Source organism: Streptomyces sp. MMCC 100 (assembly GCF_041538145.2).
GTDB lineage: Bacteria > Actinomycetota > Actinomycetes > Streptomycetales > Streptomycetaceae > Streptomyces.
Genome location: NZ_JBGORK020000001.1, coordinates 830,253 through 854,701, shown reverse-complemented (window position 1 = coordinate 854,701; position 24,449 = coordinate 830,253). Strand labels below are relative to the sequence as shown.

The window sequence follows — 24,449 nt, the reverse complement described above, 5'->3', positions numbered from 1 at the left end:
CCCACATGCTCGCGATACGCATCCGGCGCCGGAAAGCGGCGGCCGTCGCCACGGCCGCCGTGCTCGCCGGACTCGCCGCACCCTCACTGACGGCGAGCCCGGCCACGGCGACCACGACGACGAACACGGACTACGACTCGACGTACTACAAGGACGCGATCGGCAAGACCGGCACGGGCCTCAAGTCGTCCCTCCACACGATCATCAGCGACCAGACGAAGCTCTCGTACTCGGGGGTCTGGGACGCGCTGAAGGCCACCGACGAGGACCCGGACAACACCGGCAACGTGATCCTGCTCTACTCGGGCGTCTCCCGCAGCAAGTCGCTCAACGGCGGCGACACCGGCGACTGGAACCGCGAGCACGTGTGGGCCAAGTCCCACGGCGGCTTCGGCACCGCCACCGGCCCCGGCACCGATCTGCACCACCTGCGCCCCTCGGACGTCCGGGTCAACAGCGTCCGGGGCAACAAGGACTTCGACGACGGCGGCAGCGCGGTCAGCGAGGGCGGCGGCAGCCTCACCGACTCCGACTCCTTCGAACCCCGCGACGCCGTCAAGGGCGACGTGGCCCGCATGATCTTCTACATGGCGGTCCGCTACGAGGGCGGCGACGGCTTCGCCGACCTGGAGGTCAACGGCCAGGTCGACAACGGCAGCAACCCGTACATCGGCAAGCTCTCCGTACTGAAGGCGTGGAACGACGAGGACCCGCCGGACGCCTTCGAGGAGCACCGCAACCAGGTCATCTACGACGACTACCAGCACAACCGCAACCCGTTCGTCGACCACCCGGAGTGGGTCGAGTCGATCTGGTAGACGCCGCTTCGCCGCGTCAGCCCAGATGCGTCGGCGCGAACATCCGCAGGACGGCGGGGAGGACGACCACCGACGGCCCCGGTGCGGCCAGGGCCTTCGCGAGGTCGGCCTCCAGCGTCTCCGGCGACGTCCGCACGCCCGGCACCCCGAACGACTCGGCCAGCGCCACGTAGTCGGGGCGGGTCAGCTCCGTCGCCGTCGGCTCGCCGAAGGCGTCGGTCATGTACTCGCGCAGGATGCCGTAGCCGCCGTCGTCGACGATGAGCCAGGTGACGTTCAGGTCGTACTGGCGGGCGGTGGCCAGTTCGGCGATCGAGTACAGGGCGCCGCCGTCGCCGGAGACGGCCAGCACCGGGTGGGTGGGGTCGGCGGCCGCCGCGCCGAGGGCCGCCGGGAAGGCGTAGCCGAGACCGCCGGCGCCCTGGGCGGAGTGCATGGTGTTGGGGGCCTTCGCGTCGAAGGCGGACCAGGCCCAGTAGGCCAGGATGGTCATGTCCCAGAAGGAGGGGGAGCGGGCCGGGAGGGCCTTGCGGACGGCGGCCAGGACGTCCTGTTCCAGGGTGAGTTCCTGGGCGGCGACGCGTTCGCGGACCTTGTCCAGAACCTCACGTACGCGTTCCGGGGCGGTCGGGTCGGTACGCCGCTCCTCCACCGTCTCCAGCAGGGCCTGGAGGGCGAGGCGGGCGTCGGCGTGGATACCGAGAGCGGGGTGGTTGGACTCGAGTTTGCCGAGGTCGGCCTCGATCTGGACGACCCGGCCGCGCGGCTTGAACGTGTGGTAGTTCGAAGAGAGTTCACCGAGGCCCGAGCCGACGACGAGGAGTACGTCGGCGTCCTCCAGGAAGTCCGTGGTGTGGCGGTCCTCCAGCCAGGACTGCAGGGACAAGGGGTGGGTCCACGGGAAGGCGCCCTTGCCGCCGAAGGTCGTGACGACGGGGGCCTGGAGGCGTTCCGCGAGCTGCCGGAGCTTCTTCGACGCGTCCGCCCGGACGACTCCGCCGCCCGCGATGATGACGGGGCGCTCCGCGCGCGTCAGCAGGTCGGCGGCGACCGCCGTCAGTTCGGGGCGCGGGGGCAGTTCCTCGGGGAAGGTGTCGCCGCCGGTCACGACCGGGATCGGCGTCTGGGCCAGGAGGACGTCCTGCGGGATCTCCACCCACACCGGGCCGTGCGGGACGGTCAGCGCCGACGTCCACGCCTCGGCGATCGCGGACGGGATCTGGGACTGGGTGCGGACCGTGTGGACGGACTTCACCACGCCGCGGAAGGACGCCGCCTGGTCGGGGAGTTCGTGCAGGTAGCCGTGGCGTCCGCCGCCGAGACCCGCCGTCGGGACCTGGCTGCTGATCGCCAGTACGGGGGCGGAGGCCGCTCGTGCTTCCTGGAGCGCGGCGAGGGAGGTGAGGGCTCCCGGGCCGGTCGACAGGAGCAGCGGGGCGGCCTCGCCTGTGACGCGGCCGTACGCGTCGGCGGCGAAACCGGCGTTGTTCTCCACCCGCAGACCGATGTAGCGCAGGTCGGAGCGGCGCAGGGCGTCGAACATGCCGAGGGCGTGCTGGCCGGGCAGGCCGAAGACGGTGGTCGCGCCGAGCCCGGCCAGGGACTCCACGACCAGGTCTCCGCCGGTGCGGCCGGGAGGAGGGTTCAGCGCGGCCTCCGTCTGGGCGGCGGTAGGACGGAGCACCAGGTCGTGGTCGTGGGTCACTTCGCTGCCTTCTCCTGGGCGATCTGGCGGGACATGATCGTGGTCAGCTCGTAGGCGGTGTGGGACGCGGCGACGGACGTGATCTCGGCGTGGTCGTAGGCCGGGGCGACCTCGACGACGTCGGCCGACACCAGGTTGCAGGATGCCAGGCCGCGCAGGATCTCCAGCAGCTCGCGGGAGGTCATGCCGCCGGCCTCGGGGGTGCCGGTGCCGGGGGCGTGGGCGGGGTCGAGGCAGTCGATGTCGATGGAGATGTACAGCGGGCGGTCCCCGATGCGCTGCCTCAGCTGGTCGGCGACCTCGTCGGCGCCGCGGCGGTAGACGTCGGCGGAGGTGACGATGCCGAAGCCCATCTTCTCGTCGTCGGTGAGGTCCTGCTTGCCGTACAGCGGGCCGCGGGTGCCGACGTGGGAGAGGGCGGAGGTGTCGAGGATGCCCTCCTCGACGGCGCGGCGGAACGGGGTGCCGTGCGTGTACTCGGCGCCGAAGTAGGTGTCCCAGGTGTCCAGGTGGGCGTCGAAGTGGAGCAGGGCGACCGGGCCGTGCTTCTTGGCCACCGAGCGGAGCAGCGGCAGGGCGATGGTGTGGTCGCCGCCCAGGGTCATCAGGCGGGCGCCGGTGCCGAGGAGGTCGTCGGCGGCGGCCTCGATCGTCTCGACGGCCTCGTTGATGTTGAAGGGGTTCGCGGCGATGTCGCCGCCGTCGGCGACCTGGGCGAGGGCGAAGGGGGAGGCGTCCTGGGCCGGGTTGTAGGGGCGCAGCAGGCGCGAGGCCTCGCGGATGGCGTTGCCGCCGAAGCGGGCGCCGGGCCGGTAGGAGACGCCCGAGTCGAACGGCACGCCCACGACGGCGACGTCGGCGGCCTGGACCTCGTCCAGGCGCGGGAGCCGGGCGAAGGTCGCCGGTCCGGCGTAACGCGGGATCCGGGACGAGTCCACGGGGCCGCGGGGCGTCTCGTTGCTGCTCATGTACTGCCTTCCTTCTTACGCTTCGTCGCGTATGTACTACTGCTGTCCGACTCTACTGGTGAGCCGTGACCGCCGGTTCGGACTGGGGTTCGGGGGCCCGGCCGGCGAGGCGTTCGCGCCAGGCGGTGAGGACGGCTTCGTCGGTGGGGCGGGTCGCCAGGGAGACGACGACGTAGACGGCGAGGGAGGCCGACAGGCCGTAGTAGACGGGCTCGTTGGCGAGGATGCCGTAGGCCGCCATCAGGCCGACGACCGCGAGTCCGCCGACGGCGACCGCGGCGAGGGCGCCCTGCGCGGTGCCGCGCTTCCACAGCAGCCCGCCGAGGATGGGAACGAGGAGGCCGCCGACGAGGAGGTTGTAGGCGACGGTGAGTGCCTCGACGACGTCGTTGAGGGCGATGGAGATGAGGATCACCGCGACGCCCATGGCGAGGATGAAGGCGCGGTTGCCCTTCACCTCGTCGTGCCCGCCCTCGCCCTCCGGACCCCGGACCGCGCCGCGCAGCCGGGACCAGATGTCGTTGTTGGCGACGGTGGCGCAGGCGATGAGCGCGCCGGAGGAGGTGGACATCACGGCAGCCAGGGCGGCGGCCAGCACCAGTCCGCGCACCCCCATGGGCAGCTCGTCCTTGACGATGGTGGCGAAGGCGTCGTCGGGGCTGGCGAGCTTGGGATAGAGCACCTTGGCGGCCGTGCCGATGATCGCGCCGGCGACGGCGTAGACGAGGCAGTAGGTGCCGGCGACGGTGCCGCCCCACTTGGCGGTGCGGTCGCTGCCGGCGGTGAAGACGCGCTGCCAGATGTCCTGTCCGATGAGCATGCCGAAGGTGTAGATCAGCACGTAGGTGAAGATGGTCTCGCCGCCGATGCCCAGCGGGTCGAAGTACTCCGTCGGGAGCTGCGCCTTCATCTCGCTGAAGCCTCCGGCCTTGATGACCGCGATGGGCAGCAGCAGGAGCAGTACGCCGATGGTCTTCACCACGAACTGCACCATGTCGGTGAGGGTGATGGACCACATGCCGCCGAGCGTGGAGTAGGCGACGACGATGGAGCCGCCGAGCACGATCGCGAGGGTGCGGTTCACGTCGAAGAGGACGTCGAAGATCGTGGCGTAGGCGATGGTCGAGGTGACGGCGAGCATCAGGGTGTAGGCCCACATGACGACGCCGGAGATGATGCCCGCCCGGCCGCCGTAGCGCAGGTCGAGCATCTCGGAGACGGTGTAGACCTTCAGCCGGGCGATGCGGGCCGAGAAGAAGACGGACAGGGCGAGGATGCCGAGGCCGATGGTGACGACCATCCAGGCGCCGGAGAGGCCGTACTGGTAGCCGAGGCCGACGCCGCCGATGGTGGACGCGCCGCCGAGGACGATCGCCGCCATGGTGCCGGAGTACATCGCGGGGCCGAGGCGGCGCCCGGCGACGAGGAACTCGCTCTTGGACTTGGCGCGGCGCATGCCCCACCAGCCCATGGCCAGCATGCCGGCGAGGTAGATGACGATCACGATGTAGTCGACGGCCATGAGGGGCCCTCCTTCGCGCACTCTCGGTGGCGTGTCGTGCGATGGTCTGTCCGGTGGCGCTGCGCGGGGACATCCGCCCGTACCCGCGGCTGCCGGTGTGGATTCCGGTCCGGGTTGACACTAGGTGGCTGAAAAGCGGCTGCGAAGTGTACGTTTCATCCATCGGGGATCGTCCGAGTGGAGGAATCGTCCACCGTGCAGGAGCCGTACGTCCCAGCCGCGCCGCCCACTCCCCCGGTCCCGCTCGTGGCCCTGCTGTCCCGGCCCGACCTGGGGTTGCGCCAGATCGCCGGGCCCCCGGCCGCGGGCGTGACGATCAACTGGGCCCACACGTCGGAGATGTCCGACCCCTACCCGTACCTGCTGGGCGGAGAGCTGCTGCTGACCGCGGGTGTGCACATTCCGCGCGGGACGGGCTCGGACACCTCGTACTTCGACGACTACGTCGCCCGGGTCGTGGCGGCGGGCGGCGCGGCCCTCGGCTTCGGGGTGGCGCCGGTGCACGACACGGTGCCCCGGGCGCTGGTCGCGGCCTGTGAGGCGTACGGGCTGCCGCTGGTGGAGGTGCCACCGCGGACGACGTTCTCGGGCGTGGCCCGGGCCGTGTGGCAGCTGATGGCGCAGGCCAGGGTGGCCGAGCTGCACCGGATCACGGAGGCCCAGCAGGGCCTGGCCGCCGCGGCCTCCCGTCCCGATCCGGTGCCGTCGGTGCTGCGCCGGCTGGCAGGCCGGCTGGAGGGGCGGGCGGTGCTGTACGGACCGGAGGGCACCGAGATCGCGGCGGCGGGACGGGAGCCCGGGGGCGAGGTGCGGCGGGCGCTGGCGGAGCTGGCCCGGTTCGTCACCGGGCACGCCTCCAGCACCGCCACGGACACGGCCGCCGGGACCAGACTCGCCGCGTACGCCCTCGGCCCCGGGCGGGGTTTCGTCCTGGGGGTCGCCGCCCCGCACCGGGAGTCCGGGGACCACGCCGTCGCGTCGATCGCCGCCGTGCTGCTCTCGCTGCTCACCGGCGAGCACCAGAGCGGCACGGGCGCGGCCCGCTCCTCGGCCCTCGTACGGCTGCTGCTGGGCGCCCGGCGCGAGGAGGTCGCCCCGCTGCTCGGCGGCGGGGAGGGCGACGGCGACGTCACCCGCTGGCACGTCGTGCACGCCCGCCCGAACACCGGCGCCCCCGACGCGGTCTCCGCCTCGGCCCTGGGCGCAGCCCTCGGCTCCCCCCTGGTCGACTCTGCGGAGGACGTCGTACGGGTCCTGGTGCCGGCCGGCCCGCGGCCCGAGGCGGGCGCGACGCCGTCGAAACCCGCCGCCCCCGCCGCCCAGCCCGGCTGGACGATCGGCGTGAGCTCCCCCGTCGCCCCCGCCGAGTGGCCCGCCGCCGACGCCCAGGCGGCGCGGGCGCTGGCGCGGGCGAGGGCCACCCGGGCCCCGCTGGTCCGGCATGCCGAGCGGCCGGCGTTCGCCGACCTCGTGCCGGCCGGCGAGGCCGAGGCGCACGCGCGGGCGCTGCTCGCGCCGATCGGCGCCGTTGCGTCGCTCACCGAGACGCTGCGCGCCTGGCTCTCGCTGCACGGCAGCTGGGACCGCACCGCCGTCGCCCTGTCCGTGCACCGCAACACCGTCCGCCAGCGCATCGCCCGCTGCGCCGCCCTGCTGGAGGCCGACCTCGACGACCCGGACGTGCGGATGGAACTGTGGTTCGCGCTGCGGCACCTGCGGGGGTGACCCGCGTCCCAGCGTGTGACATGCCGAAGACGCCCACGGGCGGCTGCTACACAATGGAGCCATGCCGATACCCGGGACACCCAGCCGCGCCGAACTCGCCGAGCACCTCGTCAGAACGCGTATCGCGGGCGACGTCGCCACTCCCCGCGAGAACAACCTCTCCCACTACCGGAAGCTGGCGAACGGCGACCGGGGGTTCTGGCTCGGTCTGGAGCTGGGCGACCGCTGGAGCGACGAGCAGGACGTGCTCGCGGTGATGGCGGAGCGGGTCGGCGTCAACGACGACCCCGAGCACCGGTACGGCCAGGACACCATCGACCCCGAGCTGACCGTCTCCGCGCTGGACCGGATGGCGGGGCGGCTGCGCAAGGCGGCCGACGGCGGGCAGCGGGTGCTGTTCGCGACCGGGCACCCCGGCGGGCTGCTCGACGTCCACCGCGCCACGGCCGCCGCGCTGCGGACCGCGGGCTGCGAGATCGTCGTGATCCCGGAGGGGCTGACGACGGAGGAGGGGTACGTCCAGCAGTTCGCGGACGTCTCGGTGCTTGAGCACGGGGCCTCGCTGTGGCACACCCACTCGGGCGAGCCGATGAAGGCCATCCTGACCGGTCTGGAGCGCGAGGGCCGCCCGCTGCCCGACCTGGTGGTCGCCGACCACGGCTGGGCCGGTTACGCCGCCCAGCACGGCGTGGACTCGGTCGGCTACGCGGACTGCAACGACCCGGCCCTCTTCCTCGCCGAGTCCGAGGGCACCCTGCAGGTGGCGGTGCCGCTGGACGACCACGTGGTCAGCCCCCGCTACTACGACCCGATGACGGCGTACCTGCTGACGGAGGCGGGGCTGAAGTAGCCCGCCCCGGTACCTCCGGCGGAGGCGACTCTCACGGCCAGGGGTTCAGCCCTTCCGAGCGGCGCTGCGCGAATCCCGGCGTCGGGTCCAGGTAGACCCGGCGCACGATCGGGAACTCCTCGCGCAGCCGCTGCTCGGCCCGCTCGCACGCCCACTCGATCTGCGCCGCCGTCGACACGTCCCGGAAGTCGACCTTGGCGGCGACCAGCGCCTCCCGCGGCCCCTGCACGAGGGTGGTCAGCTCCAGTACGGCCTCGATGTGCTCGTCAGCCACCAGCTCCGCCCGGATCCGGTCCCTCACGGTGCGCGACAGGGGGCGGCCGACGAGGAACTCGGCGTTGGAGCGGCCCAGCACCCAGGCGACGTACAGGAGCAGCGCGCCGATGCACAGCGAGGCGACGGCGTCCCAGACGCCGGAGCCGGTGAGCTGTCCGCCGAGCAGCCCGCCCGCGGCCAGCAGCAGGCCGGCCAGGGCGGCGGAGTCCTCCATGACGACGGCCTTCACGGCGGTGTCGGGGGTGCGGCGCAGATAGCGGCCGAAGGACACCCGGTGGTGGGCGGCCTCGCCGCGGACCTGCCTGAGGCCGGTGCGCAGCGAGTAGCCCTCCAGCAGGAAGGCGACGGCCAGGACGATGTACGACACCAGCGGGTCGCCGAGGTCCTCGCCGTGGGTGAGGGTGTGGATGCCGTCGTAGAGGGAGAAGACGGCGCCGCCGACGAAGGTGGCGACGGCGGCGAGCAGCGCCCAGACGTAGCGTTCGGGGCCGTGGCCGAGGGGGTGGTCCTCGTCGGCGGGGCGGACGCTGCGTTTGAGCGAGGTCAGCAGCAGTACCTCGGTGACGGTGTCGGCGACCGAGTGCGCGGCCTCGGACAGCATGGCGCTGGAGCCGCTGATCACGCCGGCCACCGCCTTGGCGACGGCGATGCCCAGATTGGCGAAGGCGGCGACGAGCACCGTGAAGGTGCTGTCGCCGTTCTTTTTCGCGTCCGCTGTGTCCGCCATGCCCCTCAGTGTTCCCGAGGGACGCGGACCACGCCTTCCTGGACGACCGATACGGCGAGCCGTCCGTCCTGGGTGTGGATGCGGGCCTGGCCCAGGCCCCGGCCGCCGGACGCGGACGGCGACTGCTGGTCGTACAGCAGCCATTCGTCGGCGCGGAAGGGCCGGTGGAACCACATGGCGTGGTCCAGCGAGGCCCCGACGACGTCGCCGACGGCCCAGCCGCCGCGGCCGTGCGCGAGCAGGACCGAGTCGAGGAGGGTCATGTCGGAGACGTAGGTGGCGAGGACGACGTGCAGCAGGGGGTCGTCCGCGAGTTTGCCGTTGGTGCGGAACCACACCTGGGAGTGCGGTTCGCGCGGGGTGCCGAAGTCGCCGAAGGGCGGGTCGTCGACGTAGCGCAGGTCGACGGCGGCGCGGGCTTCCAGGAAGCGCTCCACGGTCTCGGCGGGCAGGTGCGGGTAGCCGCGCAGCCGTTCCTCGCCGGTGGGGAGGGTCGCCGGGTCCGGTGCGGGCGGCATCGGGGCCTGGTGGTCGAGGCCCTCCTCGTACGTCTGGAAGGACGCCGACAGGGTGAAGATCGGCTTGCCGTGCTGGACGGCGACGACGCGGCGGGTGGTGAAGGAGCGGCCGTCGCGCAGGCGGTCGACGTTGTAGACGATGGGGGCGCCGGGGTCACCGGGGCGCAGGAAGTACGCGTGCAGGGAGTGCGCGTGCCGGTCCTCGGGGACCGTGCGGCCGGCGGCGACCATGGCCTGGGCCGCCACCTGTCCGCCGAAAACGCGGGGGACGACGGCGGACCGGCAGCGGCCGCGGTAGATGTCCTCCTCGATCCGCTCGAGGTCGAGCAGATCGAGGAGGGACTGGAGTGCTTCGCTCATGTCCTGTGACGAGCCGGTCTACAGGCCCATGTTCTTCGCGATGATCATCTTCATGACCTCGCTGGTGCCGCCGTAGATGCGGTTGACGCGGTTGTCCGCGTACAGGCGGGCGATCGGGTACTCGTTCATGTAGCCGTAGCCGCCGTGCAGCTGGAGGCAGCGGTCGATGACGCGGTGGGCGACCTCGGTGCAGAACAGCTTGGCGGACGCGGCCTCGGCGGGGGTGAGTTCGCCGGCGTCCAGGGCCTCGGTGGCGCGGTCGGCGACGGCCTCGGCGGCGTCCACCTCGGCCTGGCAGGCGGCCAGCTCGAACTTGGTGTTCTGGAAGTGGGCGACCGGCTTGCCGAAGACGGTGCGGTCCTGCACGTACTGGGTGGCGAAGCGGACGGCGGCCTTGGCCTGGGCGTAGGCGCCGAAGGCGATGCCCCAGCGCTCGGAGGCCAGGTTGTGGCCGAGGTAGGAGAAGCCCTTGTTCTCCTCGCCCAGCAGGTCCTCGACGGGGACCTTCACGTCGACGAAGGCCAGCTCGGCGGTGTCGGAGGTGCGCAGGCCCAGCTTGTCCAGCTTGCGGCCGACCGAGTAGCCCTCGGACTTGGTGTCCACGGCGAACAGGGAGATGCCGTGGCGGCGGTCCTCGGCGGTGGGCGCGGCGGTGCGGGCGCAGACGATGACCTTGTCGGCGTGCACGCCGCCGGTGATGAAGGTCTTGGCGCCGTTGAGGACGTAGTGGGTGCCGTCCTCGGAGAGCCTGGCGGTGGACTTCATGCCGGCGAGGTCGGAGCCGGTGCCCGGCTCGGTCATCGCGATGGCCCACATCTCCTCACCGGTGACGAACTTCGGCAGGTAGCGCTTCTTCTGCTCGTCGGTGGCCAGCATCTTGATGTAGGGCAGCGCGAGCAGCACGTGCACGCCGGAGCCGCCGAACTGGACGCCCGCGCGGGCGGTCTCCTCGTAGAGGACGGCCTCGAACTTGTGGCTGTCCATGCCGGCGCCGCCGAACTCCTCGGGCACGTTGATGCCGAAGATGCCCAGCTCGCCGAGCTTGTAGTAGAACTCGCGCGGCGCCTGGCCGGCGGCGAACCAGTCGTCGTAGACGGGGACGACCTCGGCCTCGATGAAGGCGCGGAGGGTCTCCCGGAACGCCTCGTGGTCCTCGTTGAACACCGTACGGCGCACCGCGCCACCTCCAGGGTACGAATATCTAAGCGCTTGCTCAGACCCCACCGTACCGGCGGGTAGCCAGAGGCGTCCAGAGCGGGACTCGGGTAACCCTCGTCACTCCCCCGCCCCGGGCGCGCCGGCTACACCTCCCCCACCGCCGCGAACGCCCCCCGCGCCATCCGGTGCAGCAGCGACGCCGTCACCGCGCGGCCGGGCAGGGAGCCGGGGCGGCCCAGGTGGGGGGTGGAGTTCAGGAGGCCGAAGACCGAGTGGACCGCGGAGCGGGCGGCGGGCTCGGCGACCGCCGGGTAGACCTCCCGGAGCACCCCGACCCACAGCTCGACGTACTGCCGCTGCAACTGCCGCACCATCTTGCGGTCGGCGTCCCGGAGGCGGTCCAGCTCACGGTCGTGCAGGGTGATGAGCGGGCGGTCGTCCAGTGCGAAGTCGATGTGACCCTCGATGAGCGAGTCGAGGACCGCCTCGGGCCCCGTCGCACCGGCACCCGCACCGGAGCCGGTCGCCCCCTGCACCTCCGCCAGCCGCCGCTTCGCCCCGGTCAGCAGCGAGTCGCTGATCCCGACGAGCAGCTCGGCGAGCATCGCGTCCTTGCCGGGGAAGTGACGGTAGAGACCGGGGCCGCTGATGCCGACCGCGGCGCCTATCTCGTCGACGCCGACCCCGTGGAAGCCGCGCTCGGCGAAGAGCCGGGCGGCCTCCTTGAGGATCTGCTCGCGGCGGGTGGGGGCGTCGGTTCTGGTGGCCATGAAGTCGATTCTAGACAGGGAGGTTAGCGGTCGTTAACCTGAAGGAAATGCGTTAACGCTCATTAACTGGTCGATCACTGGGTGAGGGGACCGCAGGATGCAAGAGGCACCGGAGCTGACGACGGCGGCAGACCCCGCCTCGGAGGCCTTTCGGGCCAACGAGGAGGCGCACGCCGCCCTCGTTCAGGAGCTGCGCGCCAAGCTCGCGGCGGCCCGGCTGGGCGGCGGCGAGCGGGCGCGGGCCCGGCACACCGCGCGCGGCAAGCTGCTGCCGCGCGACCGCGTGGACACGCTGCTCGATGCGGGCTCGCCGTTCCTGGAGCTGGCGCCGCTCGCGGCCGACGGGCTCTACGACGGAGCGGCCCCGGCCGCCGGCGTGATCGCCGGGATCGGGCGGGTCAGCGGCCGGGAGTGCGTGATCGTCGCCAACGACGCCACCGTCAAGGGCGGCACGTACTACCCGATGACCGTGAAGAAGCACCTGCGGGCGCAGGAGGTGGCGCTGGAGAACCGGCTGCCGTGCCTCTACCTCGTCGACTCGGGGGGCGCCTTCCTGCCGATGCAGGACGAGGTCTTCCCCGACCGCGAGCACTTCGGGCGGATCTTCTACAACCAGGCCCGGATGTCCGGCGCCGGCATCCCGCAGATCGCCGCCGTCCTCGGCTCCTGCACGGCGGGCGGCGCGTACGTCCCGGCGATGAGCGACGAGGCCGTGATCGTCCGCGATCAGGGCACGATCTTCCTGGGCGGCCCGCCGCTGGTGAAGGCGGCCACCGGTGAGGTGGTCACGGCGGAGGAGCTGGGCGGCGGCGAGGTCCACTCGCGCGTGTCCGGCGTGACCGACCACCTGGCCGAGGACGACCCGCACGCGCTGCGCATCGTGCGGCAGATCGTCTCCACCCTGCCGGAGCGCGGCCCGCTCCCCTGGGGCGTGGAGGCGGCCGTCGAGCCGAAGGCGGACCCGCAGGGGCTGTACGGCGCGGTGCCGGTCGACTCCCGCACCCCCTACGACGTGCGCGAGGTCATCGCCCGCGTGGTGGACGGCTCCCGCTTCGCCGAGTTCAAGTCCGAGTACGGGCAGACCCTCGTCACCGGCTTCGCCCGCATCCACGGCCACCCGGTCGGCATCGTCGCCAACAACGGCATCCTGTTCTCCGAGTCGGCCCAGAAGGGCGCCCACTTCATCGAGCTGTGCGACCAGCGCGGCATCCCGCTGGTGTTCCTGCAGAACATCTCCGGGTTCATGGTGGGCCGGGACTACGAGGCCGGCGGCATCGCCAAGCACGGCGCCAAGATGGTCACGGCGGTGGCGTGCACGCGCGTGCCGAAGCTGACGGTGGTCGTCGGCGGGTCGTACGGCGCGGGGAACTACTCGATGTGCGGGCGGGCGTACTCACCGCGCTTCCTGTGGATGTGGCCCAACGCCAAGATCTCCGTGATGGGCGGCGAGCAGGCCGCGTCCGTGCTGGCCACGGTCAAGCGGGACCAGTTGGAGGCGCGCGGCGAGGACTGGCCGGCCGAGGAGGAGGAGTCCTTCAAGGCACCGATCCGTGCGCAGTACGAGCACCAGGGCAACGCCTACTACGCGACCGCCCGCCTGTGGGACGACGGGGTCATCGAGCCCGCCGACACCCGGCAGGTTCTGGGCCTGGCCCTGACCGCGTGTGCCAACGCGCCGCTGGGCGAGCCCCGGTTCGGCGTCTTCCGGATGTGAGGAGGGGACTTGACGGTGAGCGCGATGGGGAGCTTGATGTTCGACACGGTACTGGTGGCCAACCGCGGTGAGATCGCGGTGCGCGTCATCCGGACACTGCGCTCGATGGGCGTGCGCTCGGTGGCGGTCTTCTCCGACGCCGACGCGGACGCCCGGCACGTGCGGGAGGCCGACGAGGCGGTACGGATCGGCCCGGCGCCGGCGCCGGAGAGCTATCTGTCCGTCGGGCGGCTGCTGGAGGCCGCGGCACGGACGGGCGCGCAGGCGGTCCACCCGGGGTACGGCTTCCTCGCGGAGAACGCGGGTTTCGCGCGGGCCTGCGAGGAGGCGGGGCTGGTCTTCATCGGGCCGGGCGCCGACGCCATCGCCCTCATGGGCGACAAGATCCGCGCCAAGGAGACGGTGAGGGCGGCCGGGGTGCCGGTCGTCCCCGGCAGCAGCGGCAGCGGGCTCACGGACGAGCAACTGGCCGAGGCGGCGCGCGAGATCGGCACCCCGGTGCTGCTCAAGCCGTCGGCCGGCGGTGGCGGCAAGGGCATGCGGCTGGTGCGGGACGAGGCCGTGCTGGCCGACGAGATCGCCGCCGCGCGCCGCGAGGCCCGTGCCTCCTTCGGCGACGACACGTTGCTGGTGGAGCGGTGGATCGACCGTCCCCGGCACATCGAGATCCAGGTCCTGGCCGACGGCCACGGCAACGTGGTGCACCTGGGCGAGCGCGAGTGCTCGCTGCAGCGCCGGCACCAGAAGGTGATCGAGGAGGCGCCGAGCGTCCTGCTGGACGAGGCGACCCGCGCCGCGATGGGCGAGGCGGCCGTGCAGGCGGCCCGCTCCTGCGGCTACCGGGGCGCGGGCACGGTGGAGTTCATCGTGCCGGGCAAGGACCCGTCCTCGTACTACTTCATGGAGATGAACACCCGTCTCCAGGTCGAGCACCCGGTGACCGAGCTGGTGACCGGCCTGGACCTGGTGGAGTGGCAGCTGCGGGTGGCGGCCGGCGAGCCGCTCGGCTTCGCGCAGGAGGACGTACGGCTGACCGGGCACGCCATCGAGGCCCGCCTGTGCGCCGAGGACCCCGCGCGCGGCTTCCTCCCGTCCGGCGGCACGGTGCTGCGGCTGCGCGAACCCGAGGGCGACGGCGTGCGCACCGACTCCGGGCTCAGCGAGGGCACCGAGGTGGGCAGCCTGTACGACCCGATGCTGTCCAAGGTGATCGCGTACGGCCCCGACCGGGAGACCGCGCTCAGGAAGCTCCGGGCGGCCCTCGCCGGAACGGTCACCCTGGGCGTGCAGACCAACGCCGGGTTCCTGCGCCGGCTGCTCGCGCACCCTGCGGTGGTGGCGGGCGAGCTGGACACCGGGCTGGTGGAGCGCGAGGTCGACGCCCTGGTCGCCACCGACGTACCGGAGGCGGTGTACGAGGCGGCGGCGGCCGTACGGCTGGAGGCGCTGCGTCCGCGCGGTGACGGCTGGACGGACCCGTTCTCGGTGCCGAGCGGCTGGCGGATGGGCGGCGAGCCGAAGGCGGTGGCCTTCCCGCTGCGTGCGCCGGGACTCGAACCCGTCACTCACACCCCGCGCGGCACCCACACCGTCACCGACGACCACGTCGCCGTCACCCTGGACGGCGTCCGGCACACCTTCCACCGCGCCGCCGACTGGCTCGGCCGCGACGGGGACGCCTGGCACGTGCGCGACCACGACCCGGTCGCCGCCTCCCTCAACCGGGCCGCCCACGCGGGCGCCGACTCGCTGACGGCGCCGATGCCGGGCACGGTGACGGTGGTGAAGGTCGCCGTCGGCGACGAGGTGAGTGCCGGGCAGAGCCTGCTGGTGGTGGAGGCGATGAAGATGGAGCACGTCATCTCCGCCCCGCACGCGGGCACCGTCGCCGAGCTGGACGTGGCGCCGGGCACGACGGTCGCCATGGACCAGGTACTGGCGGTCATCGCACCCACCGAGGAGGAGGAGACGGCATGAACGCCCCCGAACTGGGCCTGCCGATGGCCGTACCGGCCGAGGGCCTGCCCGCCCGCGTCCGCATCCACGAGGTCGGCGCGCGCGACGGACTGCAGAACGAGAAGGCGACCGTTCCCACGGCCGTCAAGGCGGAGTTCGTCCGCCGCCTGTCCGGCACGGGCCTGTCCACGATCGAGGCGACGAGCTTCGTCCACCCCAAGTGGGTTCCCCAGCTGGCGGACGCCGAGGAGCTGTTCCCGGCGGTGTCGGACCTGCCCGTCGAGCTCCCGGTGCTGGTGCCGAACGAGCGGGGCCTGGACCGGGCCCTCACGCTCGGCGCGCGCCGCGTCGCGGTCTTCGCCAGCGCGACGGAGTCCTTCGCCAAGGCCAACCTCAACCGCACGGTGGACGAGGCGCTGGCCATGTTCGAGCCGGTGGTGACCCGGGCGAAGTCGAGCGGCGTCCATGTCCGCGGCTATCTCTCCATGTGCTTCGGCGATCCCTGGGAGGGGCCGGTCCCCGTCCCCCAGGTGGTGCGCGTCTGCCGGGCCCTGCTGGACATGGGCTGTGACGAGCTGAGTCTCGGCGACACCATCGGGGTGGCGACCCCGGGCCATGTGACGGCCCTGCTCACCGCGCTGACCGAGGCGGGCGTGCCCGTGTCCGCGCTGGGCGTCCACTTCCACGACACCTACGGCCAGGCCCTGGCCAACACGCTGGCCGCGCTCCAGCAGGGCGTCACCACGGTCGACGCCTCCGCCGGCGGGCTTGGCGGCTGCCCGTACGCGAAGTCCGCCACCGGCAATCTCGCCACCGAAGACCTCGTGTGGATGCTGCGGGGCCTCGGCATCGACACCGGGGTCGATCTCGGCCGTCTCGTCGCCACAAGCGTCTGGATGGCCGCGCACCTGGGCCGGCCCAGCCCGTCCCGCACCGTTCGAGCCCTCTCCCACCAGGAGTCGTGAACAGCATGGACCACAAGCTCTCCCCCGAACTGGAAGAACTGCGCCGCACGGTCGAGGAGTTCGCGCACGACGTGGTGGCGCCGAAGATCGGCGACTTCTACGAGCGGCACGAGTTCCCGTACGAGATCGTCCGCGAGATGGGCCGCATGGGCCTGTTCGGGCTGCCGTTCCCGGAGGAGTACGGCGGCATGGGCGGCGACTACTTCGCGCTCGGCATCGCCCTGGAGGAGCTGGCCCGGGTCGACTCGTCGGTGGCGATCACGCTGGAGGCGGGAGTCTCGCTGGGCGCGATGCCCCTGCACCTGTTCGGCACCGAGGAGCAGAAGCGTCAGTGGCTGCCCCGGCTGTGCTCGGGCGAGATCCTGGGCGCGTTCGGCCTGACCGAGCCGGACGGCGGCAGCGACGCGGGCGCGACCCGTACGACGGCCCGCCTGGACGAGGCGACGAACGAATGGGTCATCAACGGCACCAAGTGCTTCATCACCAACTCCGGCACGGACATCACGGGCCTGGTCACGGTCACGGCGGTCACGGGCCGCAAGCCCGACGGCAAGCCCCTGATCTCGTCGATCATCGTCCCGTCGGGCACCCCGGGCTTCACGGTGGCCGCCCCGTACTCGAAGGTCGGGTGGAACGCGTCGGACACGCGTGAGCTGTCCTTCGCCGACGTCCGGGTCCCGGCGGCGAACCTGCTGGGCGAGCTGGGGCGCGGCTACGCGCAGTTCCTGCGCATCCTGGACGAGGGCCGGGTCGCCATCGCCGCGCTGGGCACGGGGCTCGCGCAGGGCTGTGTGGACGAGTCGGTCGCCTACGCGAAGGAACGTCACGCCTTCGGCAAGCCCATCGGCGCCAACCAGGCCATCCAGTTCAAGATCGCCGACATGGAGATGAAGGCCCACACGGCCCGTCTCGCCTGGCGGGACGCGGCCTCGCGGCTGGTGGCGGGCGAGCCGTTCAAGAAGGAGGCGGCGCTGGCGAAGCTGTACTCGTCGACGGTCGCGGTGGACAACGCCCGGGACGCCACCCAGATCCACGGCGGCTACGGCTTCATGAACGAGTACCCGGTGGCCCGCATGTGGCGGGACGCGAAGATCCTCGAGATCGGCGAGGGCACCAGCGAGGTGCAGCGGATGCTGATCGCACGGGAGCTGGGGCTGGTGAGCTGAGACTCGTACGGTCGGGGGGTGGGGTCGCACCGACCCCACCCCCTGGACAAGATCTGAGGTTAGGCTAACCTACCTTCGAATTGTCCCGCAGGGCACGACGCTCCGCACCGTTCGAAGGCAGCCACCACCATGTCCAACGCCAGAGCTACCCACCCGACCCGCCGCGGAATCCTCGCCGCCGGCGGCGCCCTCGGCCTCGGCGCCGTGCTCGCGGCCTGCGGCGACGACGACGCGAAGAGCGGTGGCTCGGGCGACGGGACGGGCGGCGCCGCCAAGTCCGGCCCCTGGTCCTTCAAGGACGACCGCGGCACGACCGTGAAGCTGGACGAGGTGCCGACGAACATCGTCGCCTTCACCGGTGTCGCCGCCGCGCTCTTCGACTACGGCGTCCAGGTCAAGGGCGTCTTCGGGCCCACCACCAAGGACGGCAAGCCCGACGTGCAGGCCGGCGACCTCGACGTCGACAAGGTCACCGTCCTCGGCAACGAGTGGGGCAAGCTCAACGTCGAGAAGTACGCGTCCCTCGCCCCCGAGGTGCTCATCACCACGACGTTCGACACCGCTGGCACCCTCTGGTCCGTCCCGGAGGAGTCGAAGGACAAGATCGCCAAGCTTGCCCCGAGCGTGGCGATCTCCGTCTTCGACCGCCAGCTCACCCAGCCGCTCCAGCGCATGTGGGAGCTGGCCGAGTCGCTCGGCGCGGACATGAAGGCCAAGAAGGTCACCGACGCCAAGGCCGCCTTCGACAAGGCCGCCGCCCGGCTGCGCGCCGCCGCCAAGGCCAAGCCGGAGATCAGGGTGCTGGCCGGTTCCGCGAGCCCCGACCTGTTCTACGTCTCCGGCACCAACCTCTCGGTGGACCTGGAGTACTTCAAGGCCCTCGGCGTGAACTTCGTGGAGCCCTCCGAGGAGGCCAAGAAGGCGACCGGCGGCTGGTTCGAGAGCCTGAGCTGGGAGAACGTCGACAAGTACCCGGCCGACGTCATCATCATGGACGACCGCGCCTCGACCATCCAGCCCGCGGACATCACCGAGGGCACCTGGAAGAAGCTCCCCGCGGTCAAGGCCGGCCAGGTCATCGCCCGCTCCCCCGAGCCGATCCTGTCCTACGACAAGTGCACGCCGCTGCTGGACAACCTGGCCGAGGCGATCGAGAACGCCAAGAAGGTCGGCTGACCCACCACCTTTCTCCGGAGCCCCTCATGACGACGGCCGTCGCCGCCCCGTTCCGTTTCTTCTCCCTCCAGGTCGTACGGACGAGGCGGCTCGGCCCGTCCCTGGCCCGGGTCACCTTCGCGGGGGCCGACCTGCGGGCCTTCCGCTCCGACGGCCTCGACCAGTCACTGTCGCTGTTCCTGCCGCACCCGGGGCAGGCCGAGCCGGCGGTGCCCGTCGAGCTGGGCGACGGGTGGTGGCAGGGGTGGCGTGAACTGCCCGACGACGTACGGGCGGTGATGCGCTCGTACACGCTGCGGGCGCTGCGCCGGGACGGCGAGGGGCACACCCGCGAGATCGACATCGACTTCGTGCTGCACGGGCTCGAACCCGGTACGGCCTTCGAGGCGGGCCCCGCCGCCCGCTGGGCCGCCGATGCCACCCCCGGCGACCGCGTCCTGCTGCTCGGCCCCGCGATCGCCGACAACCGGGCGATCCGCTTCCGGCCGCCCGAGGACACGGACCTGGTGGTGATCTGGGGCGACGAGACCGCCGTACCGGCCGCCTGCGCCGTCGTGGAGTCACTGCCGGCCGGCACCCGTGCCCGGGTCTGGCTGGAGGTGCCGCACGCCGACGACGTGCAGGACCTCACAACCGCGGCGGACGCCGAGATCACCTGGCTGGTCCGGGACGCCACCGGCGGGCCCGAGGCGGCCCTCGCCACCCTCCGCGACGCCCAACTCCCCTCCGCCGCCCACCCCTACGTCTGGATCGCGGGCGAGTCCGGCTGCGTCAAGCAGCTCCGCCGGCACTTCGTGGGCGAGCGCGGCATCGACCGCCGGCGCGTCACCTTCGTCGGCTACTGGCGCCGGGGCCTGACGGAGGAACAACTCCGCGAGCAGGGCTGAGGACCACCACAGGGGCCACAGTGACGGCGGTCACCCACAGGCACGCGTTTGATCGACTCTACTTAGGTTAGGCTCACCTAAGTCGAAGCGAGGGTTCCGCCCTCTCCCGCCCCTCTCGGACCGTCCCCACCGGAGGACCCCCACATGCGCTCGCACCTGCTCAACGACACCACCGCGGAGCAGTACCGCCGCTCCGTGACCGAAGGAGTCGAGCGGGTGGCCGCCAGAATCGCCACCACCGACCGCCCCTTCACCGGTGTCACGGTCGACGCCCTCTCCCCCCGCATCGCCGGGATCGACCTCGACCGGCCCCTGCACGACACGGCCGCGGTCCTCGACGAGCTGGAGGACGTCTACCTCCGCGACGCCGTCTACTTCCACCACCCCCGCTACCTCGCCCACCTCAACTGCCCGGTCGTCATACCGGCGTTGCTCGGCGAGGCGGTCCTGTCCGCCGTCAACTCCTCCCTGGACACCTGGGACCAGTCGGCCGGCGGCACGCTCATCGAGCGGAAGCTGATCGACTGGACCACCGCCCGGATCGGCCTCGGCCCGGCGGCCGACGGCGTGTTCACCTCCGGCGGCACCCAGTCCAACCTCCAGGCGCTGCTGCTCGCCCGCGAGGAGGCAAAAGCCGAATCCCTGGCGGACCTGCGGATCTTCGCCTCCGAGGTCAGCCACTTCAGCGTCAAGAAGTCCGCGAAACTGCTCGGCCTCGGCCCGGACGCCGTCGTCTCGATCCCCGTCGACCACGACAAGCGCATGCAGACCGTCGCCCTCGCCCGCGAACTGGAGCGCTGCGCGAGCGACGGTCGCGTCCCCATGGCCGTCGTCGCCACCGCGGGCACCACCGACTTCGGCTCCATCGACCCGCTGCCCGAGATCGCCGGGCTGTGCGAGCAGTACGGCGTGTGGATGCACGTCGACGCGGCCTACGGCTGCGGGCTGCTCGCCTCCCTGAAGTACCGGGACCGCATCGACGGCATCGAGCGGGCCGACTCGGTCACCGTGGACTACCACAAGTCCTTCTTCCAGCCGGTGAGTTCGTCGGCCGTGCTGGTCAGGGACGCGGCCACCCTGCGCCACGCCACCTACCACGCGGAGTACCTCAACCCGCGCCGCATGGTGCAGGAACGTATTCCCAACCAGGTGGACAAGTCCCTCCAGACCACCCGCCGCTTCGACGCGCTCAAGCTGTGGATGACGCTGCGCGTGATGGGCGCCGACGGCATCGGCGAGCTCTTCGACGAGGTGTGCGACCTGGCGGCCGAGGGCTGGAAACTGCTCGCCGCCGATCCCCGCTTCGACGTCGTGGTCGAGCCGTCGCTCTCCACCCTGGTCTTCCGCTGCATCCCGGCGGCCGTCACCGACCCCGCCGAGATCGACCGCGCCAACCTGTACGCCCGCAAGGCCCTGTTCGCCTCCGGTGACGCCGTGGTCGCGGGCACCAAGGTGGCCGGACGCCACTACCTGAAGTTCACCCTGCTCAACCCCGAGACGACCACGGCCGACATCGCCGCCGTCCTCGACCTGATCGCCGGCCACGCCGAGCAGTACCTGGGAGACTCCCTTGACCGCGCTTCCTGAAGCCAGCGCCCCGTACGACTTCGTGGGGATCGGCCTCGGCCCCTTCAACCTCGGCCTCGCCTGCCTCACGGAGCCCATCGCCGAACTGAACGGCGTCTTCCTGGAGTCCAAGCCGGACTTCGAGTGGCACGCCGGGATGTTCCTGGACGGCGCCCACCTCCAGACCCCGTTCATGTCGGACCTGGTCACGCTCGCCGACCCGACCTCGCCGTACTCCTTCCTCAACTACCTGAAGGAGAAGGGACGTCTCTACTCGTTCTACATCCGGGAGAACTTCTACCCGCTGCGCGTCGAGTACGACGACTACTGCCGCTGGGCCGCGCACAAGCTGACCAGCGTCCGCTTCTCCACCACGGTCACCGAGGTGACGTACGACGAGCGCGACGAGCTGTACGCCGTCACCACCACCTCCGGCGACACCTACCGCGCCCGCCGACTCGTCCTCGGCACCGGAACCCCGCCGCACATCCCGGACGCCTGCCGGGGCCTGGCCGGCGACTTCCTCCACAACTCCCGGTACGTGCGGCACCGGGCGGAGCTGGTGAAGAAGAAGTCGATCACGCTGGTCGGCAGCGGCCAGTCCGCCGCCGAGATCTACCAGGACCTGCTGAGCGAGATCGACGTCCACGGCTACCGGCTGAACTGGGTGACCCGCTCCCCGCGCTTCTTCCCCCTCGAATACACCAAGCTCACCCTGGAGATGACCTCCCCGGAGTACGTGGACTACTACCACGCGCTGCCCGAGGACACCCGCTACCGCCTCACGGCCGAGCAGAAGGGCCTCTTCAAGGGCATCGACGGCGACCTGATCAACGACATCTTCGACCTGCTCTACCAGAAGAGGCTCGCCGGGCCCGTCCCCACCCGCCTGCTCACCAACTCGGCGCTGACCGAGGCCCGGTACGCGGACGGCACCTACACGCTCGGCTTCCGCCAGGAGGAGCAGGGCAAGGACTTCGAGATCGAGACCGAGGGCCTGGTCCTTGCCACCGGCTACCGGTACACCGAGCCGGAGTTCCTCAAGCCCGTCCGGGACCGGCTCCGCCACGACTCCCGCGGCAACTTCGACATCGCCCGCAACTACGCCGTGGACGTCACGGGAGGCGGCGTGTTCCTGCAGAACGCGGGAGTCCACGCCCACAGCGTCACCAGCCCCGACCTGGGCATGGGCGCCTACCGCAACAGCTGCATCGTCCGGGAGCTGCTCGGCCGCGAGTACTACCCGGTCGAGAAGACGATCGCGTTCCAGGAGTTCGCCGTATGAGCACCACCGCCACCGCCGTCGGGGCACTGACCCTGCGCCCCCTCGACCCGCTGAAGGACGCCGAGCTGCTGCACGGCTGGCTCACCCACCCCAAGTCCGCGTTCTGGATGATGCAGGACGCCAAGCTGGTGGACGTGGAGCGGGCGTACATGGAGCTGGCCGCCGACGAGCACCAGCAGGCCCACCTCGGCCTGCACAACGGTGTCCCGGCCTTCCTGATGGAGCGCTACGACCCCGCCCACCGCGAACTGGTCGGGCTGTACGAGCCCGAACCGGGCGACGTCGGCATGCACTTCCTGGTCGCGCCGACCGACCGGCCCGTGCACGGCTTCACCCGGGCCGTGATCATCGCCGTCATGACCGAGCTGTTCGCCGACCCGGCGACCCGGCGGGTCGTCGTCGAACCGGACGTCACCAACACCGCCGTCCACGCCCTGAACGCAGCCGTCGGATTCGTGCCCGAGCGCGAGATCCAGAAGCCGGAGAAGAAGGCGTTGCTGAGCTTCTGCACCCGCGAGCAGTTCGAGAAGGCGGTGTCCGCATGAGCCTCGCCGACGCCGTCGCCCACCTGTCCTCCGAACGCTGGGAGCGGGCCAACCGCCTCCTGATCCGCAAGGCGCTGGCCGAGTTCACGCACGAGCGCCTGCTGACCCCCGAACCGGACGGTCAGGCGTACACCGTCCGCAGCGACGACGGCCAGACCGCGTACCGCTTCACCGCCACCGTCCGCGCCCTGGACCACTGGCAGGTGGACGCCGCCTCGATCACCCGCCACCGCGACGGGGCCGAACTGCCGCTCGCCGCGCTGGACTTCTTCGTCGAGCTGAAGCAGACCCTGGGTCTGAGCGACGAGATCCTGCCCGTCTACCTGGAGGAGATCTCCTCCACCCTCTCCGGCACCTGCTACAAGCTGACCAAGCCGCAGCTCACCTCCGCCGAGCTGGCCCGCAGCGACTTCCAGGCCGTCGAGACCGGCATGACGGAGGGCCACCCCTGCTTCGTCGCCAACAACGGCCGGCTCGGCTTCGGCATCCACGAGTACCTGTCGTACGCCCCCGAGACCGCGAGCCCGGTCCGGCTGGTGTGGCTGGCCGCGCACCGCTCGCGGGCGGCGTTCACGGCGGGCGTGGGCATCGAGTACGAGTCCTTCGTACGGGACGAACTGGGCGCGGCCACCGTCGACCGCTTCCACGGCGTGCTGCGCGAGCGCGGCCTGGACCCGGCCGACTACCTCCTCATCCCGGTGCATCCCTGGCAGTGGTGGAACAAGCTCACCGTCACCTTCGCCGCCGAGGTCGCCCGCGGGCACCTGGTGTGCCTGGGCGAGGGCGACGACGAGTACCTGGCCCAGCAGTCGATCCGCACCTTCTTCAACGCCTCGCACCCCGGGAAGCACTACGTGAAGACGGCCCTGTCCGTCCTCAACATGGGCTTCATGCGCGGTCTGTCGGCGGCGTACATGGAGGCCACCCCGGCCATCAACGACTGGCTCGCCCGGCTGATCGAGGGCGACCCGGTGCTGAAGGCGACGGGGCTGAGCATCATCCGGGAGCGGGCGGCCGTCGGCTACCGGCACCTGGAGTACGAGCAGGCCACCGACCGCTACTCGCCCTACCGCAAGATGCTGGCGGCGCTGTGGCGGGAGAGCCCGGTGCCGTCCCTCCGGGAGGGCGAGACGCTCGCCACCATGGCCTCCCTGGTCCACGTCGACCACGAGGGCGCCTCCTTCGCGGGCGCGCTGATCGAGCGGTCCGGGCTCGCGCCCACCGAGTGGCTGCGGCACTATCTGCGGGCTTACTACGTCCCGCTGCTGCACAGCTTCTACGCCTACGACCTGGTCTACATGCCGCACGGCGAGAACGTGATCCTCGTACTGGAGGACGGCGTGGTGCGGCGGGCGGTCTACAAGGACATCGCCGAGGAGATCGCGGTGATGGACCCGGACGCGGTGCTGCCGCCGGAGGTCTCCCGGATCGCGGTGGACGTGCCGGACGACAAGAAGCTCCTGTCGATCTTCACGGACGTCTTCGACTGCTTCTTCCGCTTCCTCGCCGCGAACCTCGCGGAGGAGGGGATCGTGGAGGAGGACGCCTTCTGGCGGACGGTCGCGGAGGTCACCCGGGAGTACCAGGAATCGGTGCCCGAGCTGGCCGAGAAGTTCGAGCGGTACGACATGTTCGCGCCCGAGTTCGCGCTGTCCTGCCTCAACCGGCTCCAGCTGCGCGACAACCGGCAGATGGTGGACCTCGCGGACCCGTCCGGCGCGCTGCAGCTGATCGGGAGCCTGAAGAACCCCATCGCGGGCCTGTAGGCACCCAAGGCCCCTCGCAGACGGGC

20 protein-coding genes are annotated in these 24,449 nt (G+C 71.5%); 13 read left to right on the top strand and 7 right to left on the bottom strand.

Annotated features, from left to right (window positions below; all coding sequences use genetic code 11):
* Positions 1 to 5 precede the first annotated feature (5 nt).
* Positions 6 to 818, top strand: coding sequence for an endonuclease I family protein (locus tag ABS735_RS04000; RefSeq protein WP_373899997.1), 813 nt, complete (start codon positions 6 to 8; stop codon positions 816 to 818).
* A 16-nt stretch (positions 819 to 834) separates the two neighbouring features.
* Here the strand turns inward: ABS735_RS04000 and ABS735_RS03995 are convergent, their stop codons facing one another.
* The 3 genes from ABS735_RS03995 to ABS735_RS03985 are packed head-to-tail and all read right to left on the bottom strand — an operon-like array spanning position 835 to position 5,013.
* Positions 835 to 2,523, bottom strand: a complete 1,689-nt coding sequence (locus tag ABS735_RS03995; RefSeq protein ID WP_373899996.1) for a thiamine pyrophosphate-binding protein — start codon at positions 2,521 to 2,523, stop codon at positions 835 to 837.
* The gene (speB, locus tag ABS735_RS03990; protein WP_373899995.1) at positions 2,520 to 3,491 is read right to left on the bottom strand and encodes an agmatinase; all 972 of its coding nucleotides are present in this window, start codon (positions 3,489 to 3,491) and stop codon (positions 2,520 to 2,522) included. The genes ABS735_RS03995 and speB overlap by 4 nt, the downstream gene beginning before the upstream one ends.
* 52 nt (positions 3,492 to 3,543) lie before the next feature.
* Complete coding sequence (locus ABS735_RS03985; protein ID WP_373899994.1) at positions 3,544 to 5,013, bottom strand: sodium:solute symporter family protein; 1,470 nt, start codon at positions 5,011 to 5,013, stop codon at positions 3,544 to 3,546.
* A 195-nt stretch (positions 5,014 to 5,208) separates the two neighbouring features.
* Between ABS735_RS03985 and ABS735_RS03980 the strand changes: the two genes are divergently transcribed.
* Together ABS735_RS03980 and ABS735_RS03975 are read left to right on the top strand one after the other, a co-directional pair.
* Positions 5,209 to 6,738, top strand: a complete 1,530-nt coding sequence (locus ABS735_RS03980; protein WP_373899993.1) for a PucR family transcriptional regulator — start codon at positions 5,209 to 5,211, stop codon at positions 6,736 to 6,738.
* A 61-nt stretch (positions 6,739 to 6,799) separates the two neighbouring features.
* Positions 6,800 to 7,588 (top strand): phosphatase, encoded by a 789-nt coding sequence (locus tag ABS735_RS03975; protein WP_373899992.1) that lies wholly within the window; start codon positions 6,800 to 6,802, stop codon positions 7,586 to 7,588.
* 31 nt (positions 7,589 to 7,619) lie between these two features.
* Here ABS735_RS03975 and ABS735_RS03970 read toward each other — a convergent pair whose 3' ends face one another.
* The 4 genes from ABS735_RS03970 to ABS735_RS03955 form a co-directional block, all read right to left on the bottom strand.
* Entirely contained in the window at positions 7,620 to 8,591 is a 972-nt protein-coding gene (locus tag ABS735_RS03970; RefSeq protein ID WP_373899991.1) for a cation diffusion facilitator family transporter, read from the bottom strand.
* A 5-nt stretch (positions 8,592 to 8,596) separates the two neighbouring features.
* Positions 8,597 to 9,469 (bottom strand): acyl-CoA thioesterase, encoded by an 873-nt coding sequence (locus ABS735_RS03965; protein ID WP_373899990.1) that lies wholly within the window; start codon positions 9,467 to 9,469, stop codon positions 8,597 to 8,599.
* Between the two features lie 18 nt (positions 9,470 to 9,487).
* Complete coding sequence (locus tag ABS735_RS03960) at positions 9,488 to 10,645, bottom strand: acyl-CoA dehydrogenase family protein (protein ID WP_373899989.1); 1,158 nt, start codon at positions 10,643 to 10,645, stop codon at positions 9,488 to 9,490.
* Positions 10,646 to 10,770: 125 nt separating this feature from the next.
* Positions 10,771 to 11,397, bottom strand: a complete 627-nt coding sequence (locus tag ABS735_RS03955) for an SACE_7040 family transcriptional regulator (protein ID WP_373899988.1) — start codon at positions 11,395 to 11,397, stop codon at positions 10,771 to 10,773.
* 97 nt (positions 11,398 to 11,494) lie between these two features.
* Between ABS735_RS03955 and ABS735_RS03950 the strand changes: the two genes are divergently transcribed.
* From ABS735_RS03950 to desD, 10 genes are all read left to right on the top strand, one after another.
* Positions 11,495 to 13,111: a carboxyl transferase domain-containing protein gene (locus ABS735_RS03950; RefSeq protein ID WP_373899987.1), complete on the top strand. Its 1,617-nt coding sequence runs from the start codon at positions 11,495 to 11,497 to the stop codon at positions 13,109 to 13,111.
* A 36-nt stretch (positions 13,112 to 13,147) separates the two neighbouring features.
* Positions 13,148 to 15,088 (top strand): acetyl/propionyl/methylcrotonyl-CoA carboxylase subunit alpha, encoded by a 1,941-nt coding sequence (locus tag ABS735_RS03945; protein WP_373900220.1) that lies wholly within the window; start codon positions 13,148 to 13,150, stop codon positions 15,086 to 15,088.
* Positions 15,085 to 16,032 (top strand): hydroxymethylglutaryl-CoA lyase, encoded by a 948-nt coding sequence (locus ABS735_RS03940; protein WP_373899986.1) that lies wholly within the window; start codon positions 15,085 to 15,087, stop codon positions 16,030 to 16,032. Before ABS735_RS03945 ends, ABS735_RS03940 begins: the two co-directional genes overlap by 4 nt.
* Before the next feature lie 5 nt (positions 16,033 to 16,037).
* Positions 16,038 to 17,198, top strand: coding sequence for an acyl-CoA dehydrogenase family protein (locus tag ABS735_RS03935; RefSeq protein ID WP_373900219.1), 1,161 nt, complete (start codon positions 16,038 to 16,040; stop codon positions 17,196 to 17,198).
* A gap of 129 nt (positions 17,199 to 17,327) precedes the next feature.
* Positions 17,328 to 18,374 carry a siderophore-binding protein DesE gene (gene desE, locus ABS735_RS03930; protein WP_373899985.1) on the top strand — a complete coding sequence of 349 codons (1,047 nt, stop codon included), beginning with the start codon at positions 17,328 to 17,330 and terminating at the stop codon, positions 18,372 to 18,374.
* Between the two features lie 26 nt (positions 18,375 to 18,400).
* On the top strand, positions 18,401 to 19,261 hold the full coding sequence (locus ABS735_RS03925; RefSeq protein WP_373899984.1) for a siderophore-interacting protein: 861 nt from the start codon (positions 18,401 to 18,403) through the stop codon (positions 19,259 to 19,261).
* Between the two features lie 144 nt (positions 19,262 to 19,405).
* Positions 19,406 to 20,848 carry a lysine decarboxylase DesA gene (gene desA, locus ABS735_RS03920; RefSeq protein ID WP_373899983.1) on the top strand — a complete coding sequence of 481 codons (1,443 nt, stop codon included), beginning with the start codon at positions 19,406 to 19,408 and terminating at the stop codon, positions 20,846 to 20,848.
* Positions 20,832 to 22,112 carry a lysine N(6)-hydroxylase/L-ornithine N(5)-oxygenase family protein gene (locus ABS735_RS03915; protein WP_373899982.1) on the top strand — a complete coding sequence of 427 codons (1,281 nt, stop codon included), beginning with the start codon at positions 20,832 to 20,834 and terminating at the stop codon, positions 22,110 to 22,112. The genes desA and ABS735_RS03915 overlap by 17 nt, the downstream gene beginning before the upstream one ends.
* Positions 22,109 to 22,657 (top strand): GNAT family N-acetyltransferase, encoded by a 549-nt coding sequence (locus tag ABS735_RS03910; RefSeq protein WP_373899981.1) that lies wholly within the window; start codon positions 22,109 to 22,111, stop codon positions 22,655 to 22,657. Before ABS735_RS03915 ends, ABS735_RS03910 begins: the two co-directional genes overlap by 4 nt.
* Positions 22,654 to 24,423, top strand: coding sequence for a desferrioxamine E synthetase DesD (gene desD / locus ABS735_RS03905; protein ID WP_373899980.1), 1,770 nt, complete (start codon positions 22,654 to 22,656; stop codon positions 24,421 to 24,423). Before ABS735_RS03910 ends, desD begins: the two co-directional genes overlap by 4 nt.
* Positions 24,424 to 24,449 lie beyond the last annotated feature (26 nt).